Annotated in this window: 17 protein-coding genes; 15 read left to right on the top strand and 2 right to left on the bottom strand. The window is 46.0% G+C overall.

Annotated elements, in window-relative coordinates; genetic code table 11:
- Nucleotides 1–13 precede the first annotated feature (13 nt).
- From def to DKW60_RS04050, 9 genes are all read left to right on the top strand, one after another.
- Nucleotides 14–520, top strand: coding sequence for a peptide deformylase (gene def, locus DKW60_RS04090; RefSeq protein ID WP_109836392.1), 507 nt, complete (start codon nt 14–16; stop codon nt 518–520).
- On the top strand, nt 517–1461 hold the full coding sequence (gene fmt / locus DKW60_RS04085) for a methionyl-tRNA formyltransferase (RefSeq protein ID WP_109836391.1): 945 nt from the start codon (nt 517–519) through the stop codon (nt 1459–1461). Before def ends, fmt begins: the two co-directional genes overlap by 4 nt.
- Complete coding sequence (gene rsmB / locus DKW60_RS04080) at nt 1458–2744, top strand: 16S rRNA (cytosine(967)-C(5))-methyltransferase RsmB (RefSeq protein WP_109836390.1); 1287 nt, start codon at nt 1458–1460, stop codon at nt 2742–2744. Before fmt ends, rsmB begins: the two co-directional genes overlap by 4 nt.
- A gap of 1 nt (nt 2745) precedes the next feature.
- Nucleotides 2746–3318 carry a DUF4390 domain-containing protein gene (locus tag DKW60_RS04075; RefSeq protein ID WP_109836389.1) on the top strand — a complete coding sequence of 191 codons (573 nt, stop codon included), beginning with the start codon at nt 2746–2748 and terminating at the stop codon, nt 3316–3318.
- Entirely contained in the window at nt 3303–5525 is a 2223-nt protein-coding gene (locus DKW60_RS04070; RefSeq protein ID WP_109836388.1) for a sensor histidine kinase, read from the top strand. The genes DKW60_RS04075 and DKW60_RS04070 overlap by 16 nt, the downstream gene beginning before the upstream one ends.
- On the top strand, nt 5515–6909 hold the full coding sequence (locus DKW60_RS04065; protein ID WP_245929577.1) for a sigma-54-dependent transcriptional regulator: 1395 nt from the start codon (nt 5515–5517) through the stop codon (nt 6907–6909). The genes DKW60_RS04070 and DKW60_RS04065 overlap by 11 nt, the downstream gene beginning before the upstream one ends.
- Before the next feature lie 3 nt (nt 6910–6912).
- A complete protein-coding gene (gene trkA, locus DKW60_RS04060) occupies nt 6913–8289 on the top strand; it encodes a Trk system potassium transporter TrkA (RefSeq protein WP_109836387.1) in 1377 nt (458 codons plus the stop codon).
- Nucleotides 8290–8294: 5 nt separating this feature from the next.
- Entirely contained in the window at nt 8295–9746 is a 1452-nt protein-coding gene (locus DKW60_RS04055) for a TrkH family potassium uptake protein (protein WP_109836386.1), read from the top strand.
- 87 nt (nt 9747–9833) lie between these two features.
- Nucleotides 9834–10385, top strand: coding sequence for a GspH/FimT family pseudopilin (locus DKW60_RS04050; RefSeq protein WP_109836385.1), 552 nt, complete (start codon nt 9834–9836; stop codon nt 10383–10385).
- On the opposite strand, the gene ispH is transcribed toward DKW60_RS04050, so the two are convergent.
- Nucleotides 10382–11326: a 4-hydroxy-3-methylbut-2-enyl diphosphate reductase gene (gene ispH / locus DKW60_RS04045; RefSeq protein ID WP_109836384.1), complete on the bottom strand. Its 945-nt coding sequence runs from the start codon at nt 11324–11326 to the stop codon at nt 10382–10384. The two genes, DKW60_RS04050 and ispH, sit on opposite strands and share 4 nt — an antisense overlap.
- A 128-nt stretch (nt 11327–11454) precedes the next feature.
- On the opposite strand from ispH, the gene purD reads away from it, so the two are divergent.
- Nucleotides 11455–12744, top strand: coding sequence for a phosphoribosylamine--glycine ligase (purD, locus tag DKW60_RS04040; RefSeq protein WP_109836383.1), 1290 nt, complete (start codon nt 11455–11457; stop codon nt 12742–12744).
- On the opposite strand, the gene rrtA is transcribed toward purD, so the two are convergent.
- Nucleotides 12741–13337: a rhombosortase gene (gene rrtA, locus DKW60_RS04035; protein WP_146203428.1), complete on the bottom strand. Its 597-nt coding sequence runs from the start codon at nt 13335–13337 to the stop codon at nt 12741–12743. The two genes, purD and rrtA, sit on opposite strands and share 4 nt — an antisense overlap.
- A 55-nt stretch (nt 13338–13392) precedes the next feature.
- Here rrtA and gspG point away from each other — a divergent pair, with 55 nt between their 5' ends.
- The 5 genes from gspG to DKW60_RS04010 all read left to right on the top strand — a co-directional run.
- A complete protein-coding gene (gspG, locus tag DKW60_RS04030; protein ID WP_109836381.1) occupies nt 13393–13824 on the top strand; it encodes a type II secretion system major pseudopilin GspG in 432 nt (143 codons plus the stop codon).
- Nucleotides 13825–13836: 12 nt separating this feature from the next.
- Nucleotides 13837–14373: a type II secretion system minor pseudopilin GspH gene (gspH, locus tag DKW60_RS04025; protein WP_109836380.1), complete on the top strand. Its 537-nt coding sequence runs from the start codon at nt 13837–13839 to the stop codon at nt 14371–14373.
- Nucleotides 14360–14752 (top strand): type II secretion system minor pseudopilin GspI, encoded by a 393-nt coding sequence (gspI, locus tag DKW60_RS04020; protein ID WP_109836379.1) that lies wholly within the window; start codon nt 14360–14362, stop codon nt 14750–14752. Before gspH ends, gspI begins: the two co-directional genes overlap by 14 nt.
- Entirely contained in the window at nt 14749–15336 is a 588-nt protein-coding gene (gene gspJ / locus DKW60_RS04015) for a type II secretion system minor pseudopilin GspJ (protein WP_109836378.1), read from the top strand. The genes gspI and gspJ overlap by 4 nt, the downstream gene beginning before the upstream one ends.
- A 324-nt stretch (nt 15337–15660) precedes the next feature.
- On the top strand, nt 15661–16592 hold a 932-nt coding region (locus DKW60_RS04010), incomplete at its 3' end, for a hypothetical protein (RefSeq protein WP_219988629.1).

Raw genomic sequence — 16592 nt, 5'->3', positions numbered from 1 at the left:
GGTAATTTATTAAATGGCAGTTTTAAAAGTATTAAGCTATCCGGATAAACGCTTGCGCACCAAGGCCGCGCCAGTGGAGGTAGTTGACGATAACATTCGTGGCATCATGGATGACATGTTGGAAACGATGTATGAAGCACCGGGCATTGGTCTTGCAGCCACTCAGGTGAATATCCATCAGCAAATTGTGGTGATTGATGTGTCAGAGGACAAGAGTGATCCTTTGTATCTGGTCAATCCGGAAATTATAGCCAAGTCAGGAAAAGAAATTTCTGAAGAAGGCTGCTTGTCAGTCCCGGAGTACTACGCAGAAGTAGAGCGCGCAGATAAAGTCACTGTTCGGGCATTGGGTCGTGATGGAGAATCCTACGAGATTGATGCTGAAGGGCTGCTGGCAGTCTGTATTCAGCACGAAATGGATCACTTGCAGGGTAAGTTGTTTGTGGATTATTTGTCGCCGTTGAAGCAGCAACGAGTGCGAAAGAAACTAGAGAAAATGGCAAAGCAGGCGGCAGCATGAGCGATGGCCTTAGGGTTATTTATGCCGGAACACCCGATTTTGCTGTTCCCGCACTGCAGGCACTTATTGATTCCCCACATGAAGTAGTGGCCGTTTACACGCAGCCGGATCGTCCGGCAGGCAGAGGGCGTAAACTACAGCCTAGTGCGGTGAAGAAGCTTGCGTTAGCAGCGGGAATCACGGTCGAGCAGCCAGAAAACTTCAAAGAAGCGTCTGATCGTCTTCATCTGGAAGCCTACAAGGCGGATGTTATGGTGGTCGCTGCCTACGGTTTGATTTTGCCTCAGGCAGTGCTGGATATGCCTCGTTTCGGATGTTTGAATATTCATGGGTCTCTGTTACCCAGATGGCGTGGTGCAGCACCTATTCAACGTGCGATTCAAACCGGAGATGCAGAAACTGGTGTCACGATTATGCAGATGGCTGCAGGTCTGGATACAGGTGACATGCTACTAAAAACTCACCGCACAATCTCCAAAGACGATACGGCTCAAACGATTCATGATGCATTAGCCAATGATGGTGCCAGTGCATTGATCGAGGTCTTGTCAATGATACAAGCCGGTACATTACAGCCTGAAGTTCAGGATGAATCTAAAACTTGCTATGCGGCTAAGCTCAGCAAAGCAGAAGCGGAAATTAACTGGCAGTTAGCGGCTAGTGAGATTGATTTGATGATCCGCGCCTTTAATCCATGGCCTGTGGCATTTACCCGAAAAGGTGGCGAGCCGGTGCGTTTGCTGATGTCGGAAGTGGTTGAAGGTAAGTCTGTCAGCGCAGCACCCGGAACCGTGTTATCAGAAGATAAAACAGGTATCCAAATTGCTTGTGGTGACGGTGTGATTTCCATTAGTCGCTTACAGTTGCCGGGCGGCAAGGCGATGTCTGTCACTGAGTTTTTAAATGGTCGTAGCCTGGCTGGAGAAAGTTTCCCCTCATGAGCCAAAGAAACCCTCGCGCAACGGCTGCACTGTTGCTGCAACGTGTGATTTACGATGGAACGTCGCTAAGTCAGCTTTTGTCTGATAACGATGATTCGATTGATCCGCTGGTTAAAGATCTGTGCTTTGGAACATTGCGCTGGCACGAACGCCTGAGCGCTATTTTAGATCAACTGCTTACCAAATCTTTAAAAACAAAAGATAAAGATATTGAATGTCTGTTGCGGGTTGGGCTTTATCAGGTGCTCTATCAAAATACACCAGAGTACGCTGCGGTGAATGAAACCGTAGCCGCCGTGAAAGGACTGAGAAAGTCATGGGCTGTGAAGTTTGTCAATGGTGTACTGAGGACGTTCTTACGGCGTAAAGAGTCGCTCGTTCACCAGATACAAGAGATAGAAACCGCTCGTTATGCTCATCCCAAATGGTTGATTGAGTCAATAAAACAAGCTTGGCCTGAGCAGTGGGAGTCGGTGTTAGAAGAGGCCAACTTGAGGGCCCCAATGACGTTGCGGGTTAATTTGTCACAGAATACTCGCGAGGAATATCAGGCAAGTTTACAGGCTGAGGATATTGAGAGCACACTACATCCTACGGTGGAGTCAGCGCTGATTTTAGAGCGTCCGATGAGCGTGTTTGAATTACCCGGTTTTAACGAGGGCTATGTCTCCGTTCAGGATGCTGCTGCACAAATTGCAGCGTCTTTGGTTCAGGCCGAAACGGGCATGCGGGTATTGGATGCTTGCGCGGCACCGGGCGGTAAAACAGGGCATATGTTAGAACACACCGCTGGTTTAGATATGGTTGCTATTGATAATACAGAAACCAGATTGATCCGGATCGGTGAGAACCTTGAAAGATTGGGTCTTGAGGCAACAATTATATTAGGTGATGCTAACGAGCCAAGTGACTGGGCACAGCAAGGTTTTGACAGGATTCTTCTGGATGCACCTTGTTCGGCAACTGGTGTCATTCGTCGTCATCCTGATATCAAGGTATTACGCTGGGAAGAGGATATTGCGCAGTTACACGAGCAGCAGTCGTCTATTTTGAGGAGTATGTGGAATATTCTGAAGCCAGGCGGCCGCTTGGTTTATGCAACCTGTTCTATTCTACCAGCGGAAAATGAAGACATTATCGCTGCGTTTTTAGCAGCAACACCAGAAGTAGTGATTAAGCCGATTGAGGCTGAATGGGGACTCGCGCAGCAATACGGAAGACAGGTGTTGCCGGGAATGGATGCTATGGATGGTTTTTATTACGCGGTTTTAGAAAAACAGTAATATGCAAAGGTCGATAGCCAGATTCATCATCAAGCCAGTTCTGCTGATTATGCTCCTGACCCAGCACGGTTTTGCTGAAGAAGGGATTTTTTTCAAACGACATTCTATTTATCAGGTTGACTCAATCAATAATGTGTATCTGGTTAGTGCGCAAATTGATTTTCAACTCACGCCTTATCTGGAGCAGGCGTTGATGAATGGTGTGGTCCTTAAAACAGGTATTTATTTCGGTTTGGGTGAGCACCGAAACTGGTGGTGGAATAAAACTGACTCGTTAAGCTCCATCAATTACCAGTTGAAATACCATGCTCTGAGCAGGCATTTCCTACTTACACGCAATGACACGAATGAAAACTGGAATTACCGGTCTTTATCAACGGCATTGCGCAATATGGGGCATATTGTCAATTACAAATTACCTGGGCTATCGATGAATACACTGGATGGTAACCATTATTTGTTTATGGGGGTGCGCCTGTCACCCTCAACATTGCGTTTACCACTTAAAATTCAATCATTGTTTAGCGATCAATATAGTCTGAGTAGTGAGGTCATTTCGTGGCCATTGCAGTAAGGACACTCTTTTTTCAAATACTACCGGTAGTCCTGACTGCGATTTTGCTGGCAATTTCGTTGGCAATTCTAAATCTTTCAACACGTAATCCGGAGACGTCTGACGGAATCATTGGCTGGCTTGCACCATTAAATATAGCCATCATCCTAATTCTTAGCTTTCTGATACTGTTTAATCTGTATCAGGCTATTACCCGGCTGCGAACTCAGCAGGCTGGGTCGCGTTTCACATTGCGGCTAATGATGGCGTTCTCAATTCTGACCATCATCCCAGTATTGATTGTGACTTATTTCTCAATGAATTTTTTGGGGGACAGGATTGATAATTGGTTCAATATTAAAATTGAGAGTGCTCTGGATGATTCTTTGGAGTTAGCCCGGAGTTCCCTAACGGTTCGCATGCGCCAGCATCTTTATGATGTTGAGAAGGTGGCTCGTGAGCTTACTGTGACTGATGAATTAGATTATGCGAGTAAAATCGAATCACGCATGAGTCAACTCGGCGCTTTTGAAATGGTGCTGCTCGGAAAAAATAATCGTGTATTGGTCTACAGTGGTGATAATCAGGAAATTGGTACAATCATCCCGCATTTTCCGGCAGATGAAATCATGCGAAGTCTGGCAAGTCGTGGATACATGAATCGTTTGGAATACGTCGGTGGGGATAGTCTGTACTCACGTGTAGCCATCACGCTTAGGCCAAACTCAACCCGAACCACCTTGGTACTAACGGCGTTGTTTCCTTTTTCGGATCGCGAGCAGCGCTTGTCCAGCAATGTGCAGGAAGCCCGTAACCAATATCAGAATATTAATTATCAACGAGGTTTAATTAAGCAAAGCTTCCGTTTAACCCTGTTTCTGATTATGGTTTTGTCTATACTATTCTCTGTATGGGCTGCTTTTCTGTATTCCAAACGTCTTACAACCCCTGTACGTAAGTTGTTGGAAGGTACTCTAGCCGTTGCTTCCGGAAACCTGCAGAAAAAATTGCCAGTATCCGATAAAGATGATTTTAGTTTATTAGCGCGTTCGTTTAACACCATGACAACGCGTTTGTCTGATGCGCGTCACGAGAGTGAGCAAAGTCAGCAGCAGGTTCAGCGTCAACATGATTACCTAAATGTTGTGCTGGACCACTTAACATCGGGTGTTATTACAATTGATGATAAATATGTGGTTCGCCGGATCAATGCAGCAGCCGAGCATGTACTGGGAGTGCCACTCTCGGATTTCATTAACCGTAGTTTGTTTGATGTAGGACTTGGGTACGAGATATTAGAACCATTACTCAAAGAGGTTACACCTCATCTGGAGCGTCATGATAAAGAGTGGCAATGTGAAGTTAGTTTATTATTAAATACCGGTAGACAAATGCTGGTATGCCGAGGTACCGCATTACCCCAGTTGATTGATGGTTCGGCCGGACATGTGTTGGTATTGGAGGATATTACCGATGTGGTTCAGGCGGAGCATGAAGCGGCATGGAGTGAAGTGGCGCGGCGTTTAGCGCATGAAATAAAGAATCCTCTGACACCCATTCGCTTATCAGCAGAGCGATTGCAGCACCGGCTTCACCCTGAGTTGAGTGAGAAGTCAGCTGATTTACTGCAAAGAATGAGTCGTACCATTGTGAATCAGGTGGATAGCTTGAAGGGAATGGTGGATGCGTTTAGTGATTACGCGCGTGCTCCCGCGCTACAGTTACAACGGATTGATCTTAATGCATTAGTGACCGAGGTGTCAGAGTTATATGCAGTGAATGATCAGGGTGTCACTGTTGTTGTTGATTCAAAAGAAATACCTGAGCTTCATCTGGATTCAGGTCGCATACGGCAATTAGTCGTTAATTTGCTAAAAAATGCTTTTGAGGCGTTTGATGAAGCGTGTGATCAGCGCGAAGTGAAGATTGCAACACGCTCTGTTGAGGATGCGAAAGGCAAACTTGAGGTTGAGCTTAGTATTACTGATAGTGGCCCCGGAATTCCAGCAGAGGTACTGCCAAGACTATTTGAGCCTTATGTCAGTAGTAAGCAAAAAGGTTCAGGCTTAGGACTCTCGATTGTCAAAAAGATTGTCGAGGAACATTCTGCCAGAGTGGTTGCTCGGAATAATGAGCAAAAAGGCGCTACAATCAGCGTTTACTTCCCAGTTGATGCTGGGCTGGAATTAACTAAAAAAATAGCCGATGAGGTTAAAGATGTCTCTTAAAATGACGGAAAAACACCGAATTTTAGTCGTCGATGATGAGCCGGATATACGCCAGCTCGTTAGTGAAATTCTGGAAGACGAGGGGTATCAGGTTGTTGTTGCTGAGACAGCTGAGCAAGCACGTGAGCAGGTGAGAGTCAGTCGGCCCGAACTTATTCTGTTAGATATCTGGATGCCGGGTGAAGATGGGATTTCTTTGCTTAAAAGTTGGTATGAGAGTGGCGTATTAAATTCTCCGGTCATCATGATGTCAGGTCACGGCACCATTGAGACTGCTGTGGAAGCAACGCGCCTTGGTGCTTATGATTTCATTGAGAAGCCGCTATCGATGGCAAAGTTACTGCTGTCGGTCGATCACGCACTGAAATCCAGTCAGCTCGAGCAGGAAAATAAAGGCTTAAAAAAGCAAGTATTAGCGCCCTCAGAGCCGATTGGTTCAGGGCAGATAATGCGAGAGCTGCGTTTACAGTCAGAGCGAATCTCCCAGTATACCGACGTCGTCGTGATCTTGTATGGCGAGTCAGGTGTCGGTAAAGAGGTATTTGCGCGATATATTCATAGTAAAAGTGATCGTGCAAATAACTCCTTTGTTAAGGCGATTGTGTCCTCATTTAGCAGTGAAGCGTTGCTTGAAGAGCTGTTCGGTAAAGAAGAGGATGGCAAGGTAACGCCCGGACTCTTTGATGAAGCACAGGGTGGTACGCTCTACCTTTGCGATATTCCTGCGCTCGATGCAGAGGCTCAGCAAGCCCTTTTATTAGTGTTGAGAGATAAGCAGTACACCCGAATCGGTGGTCAGACTAAGATCGATTTTCAGGCGTCCTTGGTTGTGTCGGCTCAGCATGATTTGCGTGATGATGTGGATGCAGGACAGTTTTCTGAAGAATTGTATTTCAGGATCAACGTTGTACCGCTGGTGATTCCTCCTCTGCGAGAGCACCCTGAAGATGTCACAGAGCTATTAAACTTCTATGTGGATCGCCTGATTGCATTGGATGGTTTGTCTTACCGTCATTTCTCCGTGGCGGCCCAGAATTACCTGCGTAATTATCATTGGCTCGGTAATATTCGTGAACTGAGAAATCTGGTGCAACGCCTGTTGATATTAGGCACAGATACAGAAATCACTCAGGAAGAGGTTGAAGAGGTTCTGGGTAGAAGTATTCCTATTTTTAGTCAGGGCGTGGAGCAGTTGCCGATTAGATTGTTTGAATTGCCGCTGCGTCAGGCGCGAGAGCAGTTTGAGCATGATTACCTGAGTTATCAGTTAGAACAATGCGGTGGTAACGTCAGTCAACTTGCTGAGCGTGTTCAAATGGAGCGAACGCACTTGTACCGTAAGATGCGCTCACTAAATATTGACCCTAAGCAGTTTAGTAAATAATCAATGAATATTGTCATTATCGGAGCAGGGCAAGTAGGTGGCTCTCTGGCGGATAGTCTGGCGACTGAAGATAATGATATTGTCGTCATCGATAATGATGCAGAGCGCCTGCGTCATTTACGTGAAAAGCTGGATATTGACACCTATCAGGGGAATGCTTCACATCCTGATGTTTTGGAAAATGCCAATGTCATGAATGCGGATATGATGATCGCCGTTACCAGCAGTGACGAGGTCAACATGATAGCGTGTCAGGTGGCTTATCAGCTATTCCACACACCGACCAAAATCGCACGGGTGCGCTCAGCCAGCTATCTGGATCATCCCGAGTTATTCTCAAAAGAAGCGATTCCTATTGATGTGTTGATCAGTCCGGAGCGGTTGATCACAGAGCATGTATATAGCCTGATTGCCAATCCCGGCTCGTTGCAGGTGATTGATTTTGCTAATGGTAATGTGCAGTTGGTTGCTCTCAGAGCACAATACGGTGGTAAGCTGATCGATCATCAGATTCGTGAGTTTGCCGATCACATGCCCGACGTTGATGTGAGGGTTATTGCAATTTTCCGTAATGGAAAAGCGATATTGCCCGATGGTGATACGGTCATTGAGGTGGATGATGAGATCTTTGTGATTGCCAGTATGCAGCACATTCGTGTTGTAATGAGTGAATTAAGCATCGCTGAAAAACCCTATAAAAAAATTATGATAGCCGGTGGCGGCAATGTTGGTGGGAACCTTGCCGGACTGCTGGAGAAAGAGCGTTATCAGGTTAAGATCATCGAAAAGAGTTCCGATGTGGCAGGTTATCTGGCTGAGCGTTTGGACAAAACCTTGGTGCTGGAAGGGGATGCGGCGGATGAGCATCTGCTGCAAGAGGAAGATATCAGTAATATGGATGTCTTCTGCGCCGTGACAGATGATGATGAGGCGAATATTCTCTCTGCCATGCTAGCGAAGCGCTTAGGCGCGAGAAAAGTCATGGCACTAGTCAATCGACCGAGCTACGTGGATTTAGTAGAGAGTGGCATCATTGATATGGCTATTTCACCCCAACAAATCACATTGGGTGGCTTATTAGCCCATGTGAGACGTGGTGATATTGTGTCAGTGCATGCATTGCGTCGGGGAGCCGCTGAGGTGATCGAAGTAGTGGCACATGGTGATGAAAAGACTTCACGTGTAGTGGGACGAACGCTCAAAAAACTCAAACTACCGCCAGGCTCCACGGTGTGCGCTGTAGTGAAAGAGAATAAAGTGGTTCTGCCAAGTCACTCCGTCGTGATTGAAGAAAATGACCATGTGATTCTGTTCTTGTCTGACAAACGCTATATACCGGTTATTGAAAAGCTGTTTCAGGTTGGCATGGGCTTTATTTAAACGCTATGCAATTTTCTGTGATCATAAGGATTCTTGGGCTGCTGCTGATGTTATTCAGTTTTACTCAGCTGTTTCCGGTGATCGTGGGATGGATATACAATGATTCAGATGTGATGCCCTTTGTCGAAGCGTTCTTTGCTTTATTGATTGCGGGTGCGGTCACGTGGTATCCCTTCAGGCAGTCTAGTAACGAATTACGCTTACGCGATGGCTTCCTTGTCGTTATTCTGTTTTGGGGCGTGCTTGGTGTTAGCGGGTCTTTGCCGCTTATTCTCTCAGGTCAGTTAGAAATCTCAGTGACTGATGCTATTTTTGAGTCGATCTCTGCACTGACCACAACGGGTGCAACTGTTATCACTAACCTTGATAATTTGCCTTATTCAATTTTGTTTTACAGACAACAGTTGCAATGGCTTGGTGGGATGGGGATTATCGTATTGGCGGTGGCTATCCTGCCAATATTGGGTGTTGGTGGTAGTCAGTTATTCCGGGCGGAAAGTCCCGGGCCGATAAAAGACTCCAAACTAACACCCCGAATTAAAGAAACAGCCAAATTGTTATGGCTGATCTATTTTGGTTTTACGTTAGTGTGCGCCATTGCTTACAAACTCGCAGGTATGACCTGGTTTGATGCCATAGGGCATAGCTTTTCGACAGTCGCTATTGGTGGTTTTTCGACGCATGACGACAGTATGGGGTATTTTAAAAGTGACGCTATCGATACCGTTGCGATCGTTTTTATGTTGCTCTCTAGTGCGAACTTTAGTCTGCATTTTTTAGTCTGGCGAAAACGTAATCCAAAACTGTATTTTCAGGATTCTGAATTACGCTTCTATCTCTATTGTGTGGCTGCGATTAGCTTGGTGTGTATTGTCTATCTGTATATCGAAAATCAATTTAGTACGCTCGGTGAAACGGTTTATAAATCATTGTTCCAAGTGGTTTCAATGATTACTACGACCGGGTTTACTACCTCAGAGTATGTTTACTGGACATCCTTTCTTCCTGTGTTACTCATTTTTTCAAGTTTTATGGGCGGGTGCGCAGGGTCAACGGCGGGTGGGATGAAAGTGGTGCGTGTGCTGTTGTTAATTAAGCAAGGCATGCGGGAGGTATTACGTTTAATACACCCGAGCGCCCGCATATCGGTAAAGCTCAACCGCAAACCGGTGCCTGATAATGTCATGCAAGCAGTCTGGGGGTTCTTCTCGGTATATATCGGTATTTTTGTATTGTTTATGTTACTACTGATGGCGAGTGGTTTAGATCAGGTCACGGCATTTTCGGCAGTTGCAGCGACGCTTAACAATCTTGGTCCGGGGCTTGGTGATGTCGCCAACAATTATGCGGGAATTAATGACTTCGCGAAGTGGTTATTATCGTTTTCAATGTTACTGGGACGCCTTGAAATCTTTACTTTGTTGGTGGTGTTGACTCCGGTGTTCTGGCGGCAATAAGGCTTTTGTGATGCCGCTCGTCTTTTGGTGCCCAAGTCTTGCATGGAGTTGGGTATAATCGGCTAGGCTCATAATGGGAATATAATAATGAAAACAACAATTAGCCGAGCTTCTGGTTTTACCCTAATCGAGGCGCTTATCACAATTAGTATTGCGGCTATCCTGGCTAGCATTGCAATACCCGGTTTCACCAGCATGGTTGAAAACAACCGTGTTTCATCGTCTTCAAACGACTTTCTATCAGCATTAATGCTTACCCGAAGTGAAGCGGCGAAACGAAGTATTTCGGTAAGTCTCTGTACCAGTAGCAACAACACAGCGTGTTCTAAATCATTAGACGACTATTCGCATGGTTGGATAATTTTTACTGACTGTAATGGGGATGGTGTTATCACCAAAACTGTCACTACTTGTGACTTGGATGGTGATGGTACTAACGATCCGGATAAGATAATCAGAGTTCATGGACCAATCAAAGGTATTTCAATTTCCTCTGCGCAAGCGACCGATTCATTGACTTACCAGTTCTCAGGACGTTCCACGAATACAACCTTTAACATCGGCCCTGCCTCTGATGATATTCGCAAGCGAATTACCGTATCAATCACAGGCAGGGCGAGATTAGTCAGTGTCCCCTAATTGCTTGTCTGACGTAACTCTTTAGGAAGTACGAAAGAAACAGTTTCAACGATTCCTTGGGTGTCAGGCATTACGTTTGCACCCATTTCCGTGAGCTTTTGCGTCACTTGCTGAACCAATACCTCAGGTGCTGATGCACCGGCCGTCAGTCCAATATTTTGTTTGCCATCTAACCACTCAGCCTGAATATCATCAGCGCCATCGATTAAGTAGGCTGGGACGCCCCGCTTCTCAGCAATCTCTCTGAGTCGGTTTGAATTAGAGCTATTTGGTGAACCAACCACGAATACCAAGTCACAATTGTCGACTAAGTTTTTCAGAGCGTCCTGACGATTTTGAGTGGCGTAACAAATGTCGTCCTTCTTAGGTGCCTGAATAGAAGGGAAGCGTTTCTTTAGTGCTTCAATAATCATATTGGTATCGTCCACTGAAAGTGTGGTCTGAGTCACAAAGCCAATCTGTTCAGGGTTTTCAATCTCCAATGCATTCACTTCTTCTTCAGAGTCGACACGATAAATTGCTCCGCCAAAGCTATCATCATACTGGCCCATGGTGCCTTCAACTTCCGGGTGTCCACGGTGACCAATCAGTATCGTTTCACGACCTTCACGGCTGTAGCGAACCACTTCCATGTGAACTTTAGTCACTAATGGGCAGGTTGCGTCAAAAACTTTGAGGCCACGACGCTTAGCTTCATCCTGCACTTTTCTGGATACACCATGTGCGCTAAAAATAACCGTTGAATCATCCGGTACTTCGTCAAGCTCGTTGACAAAGACAGCCCCTTTGTCACGTAGGTTGTCGACTACGAATTTATTGTGTACGACTTCATGGCGGACATAGATAGGCGCACCGAGTAGCTCAATGGCACGGTCAACGATGTCAATGGCGCGATCTACGCCGGCACAAAAACCACGAGGGTTAGCTAGAGTTACTTGCATAATCGGTTACAGATGGAGTTAAAAGTAGGATTGTATCAGCATTGAGGCCTAAGCCTGAAAGCAAAAGTTACCCACTGTCATGAATTCAGTTATAGTATGCGCGTTGATTTTTAGCGGATTGAAAAAGCATGAAGGTACTACTCGTAGGTAATGGTGGACGTGAGCACGCGTTGGCATGGAAGATAGCTCAGTCATCTAAAGTTACTCAGGTATTTGTTGCCCCTGGTAATGCCGGGACAGCATTGGAAGCAAACATTGAGAATGTCGCGATTGCATCTGATGATCTGGATGGATTGCTGGCATTTGCTAAAGAAAATGATATTGCTCTGACTGTAGTTGGTCCGGAAGCGCCATTAGTGCTTGGTATTGTTGATCGTTTCATGGAAGCGGGTCTGAGGTGCTTTGGTCCGACACAGGCTGCTGCTCAGTTAGAGGGTTCTAAGGCATTCACTAAAGACTTTTTGGCTCGACATAATATACCGACAGCTGCTTACGGAAATTTTACTGAAATTGATGCTGCGGTTGAGTACGTCAAGTCTGTTGGCGCTCCAATCGTGATAAAAGCGGATGGTTTAGCGGCGGGTAAGGGCGTCATCATCGCGCAGACAGAGCAGGAAGCAATTGATGCGATTCATGACATGCTCGCAGGTAATGCGTTTGGTGATGCCGGGCATAGGGTGGTAGTTGAAGAGTTCCTGACAGGTGAAGAAGCGAGCTTTATCGTTGTCTCTGATGGTGTTCACAGCATGCCAATGGCGAGTTCTCAGGATCATAAAGCCAGAGATAATGGTGATTTGGGACCTAATACGGGTGGTATGGGTGCTTACTCTCCAGCGCCAGTCGTGACGCCTGAGATCCACGACCGGATTATGCAGCAAGTGATTGAGCCGACGATTAAAGGCATGGCTGAAGAGGGTAATTCATTTACCGGTTTCTTGTATGCCGGCGTGATGGTATCGCCTGATGGTGAAATTAAGGTGCTTGAGTTCAATGTACGCTTTGGTGATCCGGAAACGCAACCAATTATGATGCGTCTACAGTCGGATTTAGTTGAACTACTGGATCATGCACTGGATGGCTCTTTAGATCAGGCAACAAGTGAATGGGATTCACGTGCAGCTTTAGGTGTAGTTTTAGCGGCAGGCGGTTATCCAATGGATTACGCGAAAGGTACTGTGATTAACGGTTTACCAGCACAATCAGCGGATGACGCTAAAGTATTCCATGCAGGTACTAAAGCGCAAGGTAATGATGTAGTGACTTCGGGTGGTCGGGTGCTATGTGCTGTGGGTCTGGGGAAGGGTGTCACGGAGGCGCAACAAAAAGCATACGCGCTGACACATCAAATCAGCTGGGATAACGTTTATTATCGTGATGATATCGGCTACAGAGCCGTCGCGCGTGAATCACAAAGCTAATGGCTTGTGGGTTTGCTAGTCAGTCGATAGAGGCTAGCAAGCCCAATCATCACGATTGCTGTGGCGATACCGTATAAATGAGATTCGGTAACAACGCGCGCGCCGATGAGTTCAGCATTGTTTTGAAGAGGGCCGGCCCAGTGGTCATAGACTGCTTTGCCAATCACCAATATCGAGACAGCAGAGCCAACTAACCTGTCTCCCGCCCGATAAGCGGTATGCGCACCAATGATGTATAATCCATAGATTGCACCAGAGAGTCCCGCATACCAGTGTATTCTGGGCTCAAACAGGTGAATGCATAAGCCAATACTCAATACTAATAAAAATAAACTTATCGTAAAGGTTGTGACACGAATCGTATTATAGAATAGCAAGGCGAATAGAATCAGGCTGCCAATATTTAATGCGAAATGTGGCCAGTTGGTGTGTACGAATTGACCCGTAATAACTCTCCACCACTCACCATGATTGACTGAGTTTTTGACATAAATAAAGTCGGGTTGCCACCACTGCAGACTAAAGCTCAGTAGAGTCACTATCAATACAGCTAAGGTGAGTTTGGTATTCATGGCTTTGGGAAAGTACGGCAACTGTGGCAAAATGCCTTAATTAGATAAATTTTAAACAATAACAGGTTTCAGATAAATGCGAACAGGAAATATGCGTAGACCTTCTTTGCAGAAAGGTTTTACTTTGTTGGAAATCATCGTAGTAGTAACTATCATTGCGATTATCGGGGCAATCGTCGCACCTAACGTGATTGATAAGTTTTCTGGTGTTCAGGAAGATGTGGCAAGAACAGAAATTAAGCGCATTAAGGGAGCTCTTGGTTTCTACAAGCTAAAAAACTTCAATTTGCCAAGTACGGAGCAGGGCTTGCAGGCGCTGGTCACCAAGCCAACGGGGTCTCCTGAGCCAAGCAGCCGCTGGAAACAAGAGTTGGAATCAATTCCTGTTGATCCATGGGGTAATCCTTATCAGTACCTTAATCCGGGTGTTCACGATGATATCGATATTATGTCTTTTGGCCCTGATGGTCGTAAAAGCGATGATGATATTGGTAGTTGGCAGCTGTAAGACGTCACTTTTATGTTGATGTCTAGGCCTCACCGATTTTCAATTCACCATCATCAGCAGGGTTATACTCTCATCGAGCTGATGGTGGTAATTGCTATTATGGGGCTGCTCACTTCTGTTGTACTACCGTACTTGCCGGGAGATAAGCAAGAGCTGTTGTTTGAAGAGCTAGATCGTTTTGAGTCCAGAGTTTCTTACGCCCAAACACATGCTGTTCTGCAGTCTCAGGATTTGGGCTTAGTTGTGGATGAGGGTGAGTATCGTTTCATGCAACGTGGTAAGTCTGGCTGGGAGCTGATAGAAGAACAGCCACTTCAGGCTCAAAAGATACCCGAGTTTCTCCGGCAGCTGGCATCGGTAGAAGGTCAGGAGTTGATTGTTGAAGATTCTCTTGATGGTGAAGTGCCCGCTCCGAAGCTGCTGTTTCTCTCTAGTGGAGAAATCACTCCTTTCACCTATCAATTATCATTGTCTGAGGAGATCTACTCTACACTAGAGTACGACCCTCTGGGTGAGTTGAAGCGGGAGAGCTTTAATGAGTCAGAGTAGAGTCTCTTCAGGTTTAAAGGACAAGGCCGGGTTTACCTTAATTGAAGTGTTAATAGCACTCCTCATTGTTGCAACCGCTTTGGGTACGGTATCTAAGGTGATGTTGGATGCTGCGCGCAATGGTGGAATATTGGTAGACAGTACTGCTGCTCAATGGGTGGGGCTTAATCAGCTGTCAACGGTAAAATTGCGTCGACAGTGGCCTGTACGCTCGGAAAGTGGTAAGGAAGAGATGATGCAGCGCACATGGATCTGGGAGCAACGCGCAGAAAAAACACCCGATGACAATGTTCTGCGCGTGACCATCGATGTTCGTCTGGAAGATGCTGATGACGATGATTTGACGGCATCAGTCACGGGCTTTGTGGCTAAACTATGAACCAATCTCGTTCTGAATCAGGTTTTACGCTGGTTGAATTACTGGTTTCAGTAGCAATATTTTCCTTAATGACGGTAGTTGCTTATACCGGTTTAGTCTCAATCATGAATCATGACAGGGATTCGTTGGAGCATGAAACGGCGCTAAAGAAGCTTCAGCGTAGCTTGGTTTTTATTGAAAAAGATTTACGACAGATGACTCTAAGGCCGAGGAATACGGGTTATTCCGAGTTGATTCCGGCGTTAAAGTCAGATGGTGGTTATGATACTGGTTTAATGGAGTTTACTCGGGCCGGTAACTCAAACCCTACAGACTTGAACCGAAGTAGCTTGCAGCGTGTGCGTTATGTATTGGAGGATAATACATTACAGCGCATGAGTTGGAACCATGTTGACCATAACGACGCGGAGCCATTGACAATGAACTTATTGACTGAAGTTAATGAGGTTAGCTTTGCCTTTTTGTCGGCAGAAGGAGAAAACGAAACAGAGTGGGCTAAGAATGAACTGCCACTTGGTATCGAGTTAAAGCTCACCCATGAGCAATGGGGAAACGTGCGACGCGTATTTCCACTCTATTATTGAGGCTTATCGTTGTAGATGTCGCTTTCGAATCGAAATAATTTGCAAGTGTCGTGAATATTTCCTGAATCGAAGGCGACAACTAGGCGAAGTTTTGTCTATAATGGCTGCAGTATAAAAATAGATGAACCATATGGTAATGCTCCAGCGACTAAATCCCTGAATTATTATAAATTCATTGAGTGGATAATCCCGTTATCTGCTCTTAGTGTGTGGAACAATTGCTTAGCGATGACTATTTGAGTTCTCACTAGAGGAATACGAAAGTTCATGGTCGTGCACTGCTCACGGTGGATACTAAAAAAATTTTAGCATGAAGGAAACGTTATGAAATCGATGCATAAAGGTGTCTTGGCAGTTACTGCTGCTACAGTTCTTGCTTCTGGCGCCATCATAGTTACAGGTCCGGATAGTGAAGTTGCTGATACTGCTCAAAACGCGGTTGAATCAACTGTAGCTAAGACTGAGGAAGCTACCTCGGCGGTAACAGAAACAGCTTCACAGGTTGTCACAGACGTGAAGACTGAAGCAACTGCTGCTGTTGAAACAGTTAAAGCTGATGCCGGGAGTGCTGTAGACACAGTGCAAACCGCTGTTTCAGAAACTGTTGAGAAAGCAGTGGAAATGGCCCCTGAAGTACCTTCATTGGACGGTGCTGCTGTTGCCGATGCAAAAGATGCAGTTAGTGATGCGGGTGCTGAAGTAGCCGCAGGTGTTGCTGGCGCTGCGACTGCAGCCGTGGCGGCTGTTGCAGCTGCAGGTGATGATGCGAAAGATGTCGTAACAGAAGAAGTTACAGAAGTTGAAGCAACAGTGACAGAGACTGCTGAGACAACAGCAGGTGATGCGGTTGAGGCCGAAGCGGCTGCTGTTACCGATGCGGCAAGTGACGCTGAAGAAGTCGTTGTTGCTGAGTCAGCTGAAACAGTTGTTGCTGAAGCAACATCAGAAACGTCTGCTACAGAGCAAGCTGTTGTTGAGGCAACGGAAGAGGTTGCAGAAGCATCGGGTGATTTACCACCTCCACCTCCGGGTCCTTTCCAGGATAAAGCTGATGAAGTTGTTGCTGACGCTGAAGAAGAGAAAGTTGAAGAAGTTGTAGCAGCAGTCGAAGAAGAAAAGACTGAAGAAGTGGTTGCAGCGGTTGAAGAAGAGAAGGCTGAAGAGGTTGTAGCAGCAGTCGAAGAAGAGAAGGCCGAAGAAGTTGTAGCAGCAGTCGAAGAAGAGAAGGCTGAAGAAGTTGTTGCAGCAGTTGAAGA

This window comes from Leucothrix pacifica (assembly GCF_003172875.1).
In the GTDB taxonomy this organism is placed as follows: Bacteria; Pseudomonadota; Gammaproteobacteria; order Thiotrichales; family Thiotrichaceae; genus Leucothrix; species Leucothrix pacifica.
Note: the sequence above shows the minus strand (reverse complement) of the source record. Positions and strands in the feature narration are given on the sequence as shown.

Excerpts from the sequence above, each read along its gene's own strand:
- gspH (WP_109836380.1), top strand. The coding sequence starts at position 13,837 with ATGTTGATGTCTAGGCCTCACCGATTTTCAATTCACCATCATCAGCAG.
- fmt (WP_109836391.1), top strand. The coding sequence starts at position 517 with ATGAGCGATGGCCTTAGGGTTATTTATGCCGGAACACCCGATTTTGCT.
- gspI (WP_109836379.1), top strand. The coding sequence starts at position 14,360 with ATGAGTCAGAGTAGAGTCTCTTCAGGTTTAAAGGACAAGGCCGGGTTT.
- DKW60_RS04075 (WP_109836389.1), top strand. The coding sequence starts at position 2,746 with ATGCAAAGGTCGATAGCCAGATTCATCATCAAGCCAGTTCTGCTGATT.
- rsmB (WP_109836390.1), top strand. The coding sequence starts at position 1,458 with ATGAGCCAAAGAAACCCTCGCGCAACGGCTGCACTGTTGCTGCAACGT.
- def (WP_109836392.1), top strand. The coding sequence starts at position 14 with ATGGCAGTTTTAAAAGTATTAAGCTATCCGGATAAACGCTTGCGCACC.
- DKW60_RS04050 (WP_109836385.1), top strand. The coding sequence starts at position 9,834 with ATGAAAACAACAATTAGCCGAGCTTCTGGTTTTACCCTAATCGAGGCG.
- gspG (WP_109836381.1), top strand. The coding sequence starts at position 13,393 with ATGCGAACAGGAAATATGCGTAGACCTTCTTTGCAGAAAGGTTTTACT.
- DKW60_RS04055 (WP_109836386.1), top strand. The coding sequence starts at position 8,295 with ATGCAATTTTCTGTGATCATAAGGATTCTTGGGCTGCTGCTGATGTTA.
- purD (WP_109836383.1), top strand. The coding sequence starts at position 11,455 with ATGAAGGTACTACTCGTAGGTAATGGTGGACGTGAGCACGCGTTGGCA.
- ispH (WP_109836384.1), bottom strand. The coding sequence starts at position 11,326 with ATGCAAGTAACTCTAGCTAACCCTCGTGGTTTTTGTGCCGGCGTAGAT.
- trkA (WP_109836387.1), top strand. The coding sequence starts at position 6,913 with ATGAATATTGTCATTATCGGAGCAGGGCAAGTAGGTGGCTCTCTGGCG.
- DKW60_RS04065 (WP_245929577.1), top strand. The coding sequence starts at position 5,515 with ATGTCTCTTAAAATGACGGAAAAACACCGAATTTTAGTCGTCGATGAT.
- gspJ (WP_109836378.1), top strand. The coding sequence starts at position 14,749 with ATGAACCAATCTCGTTCTGAATCAGGTTTTACGCTGGTTGAATTACTG.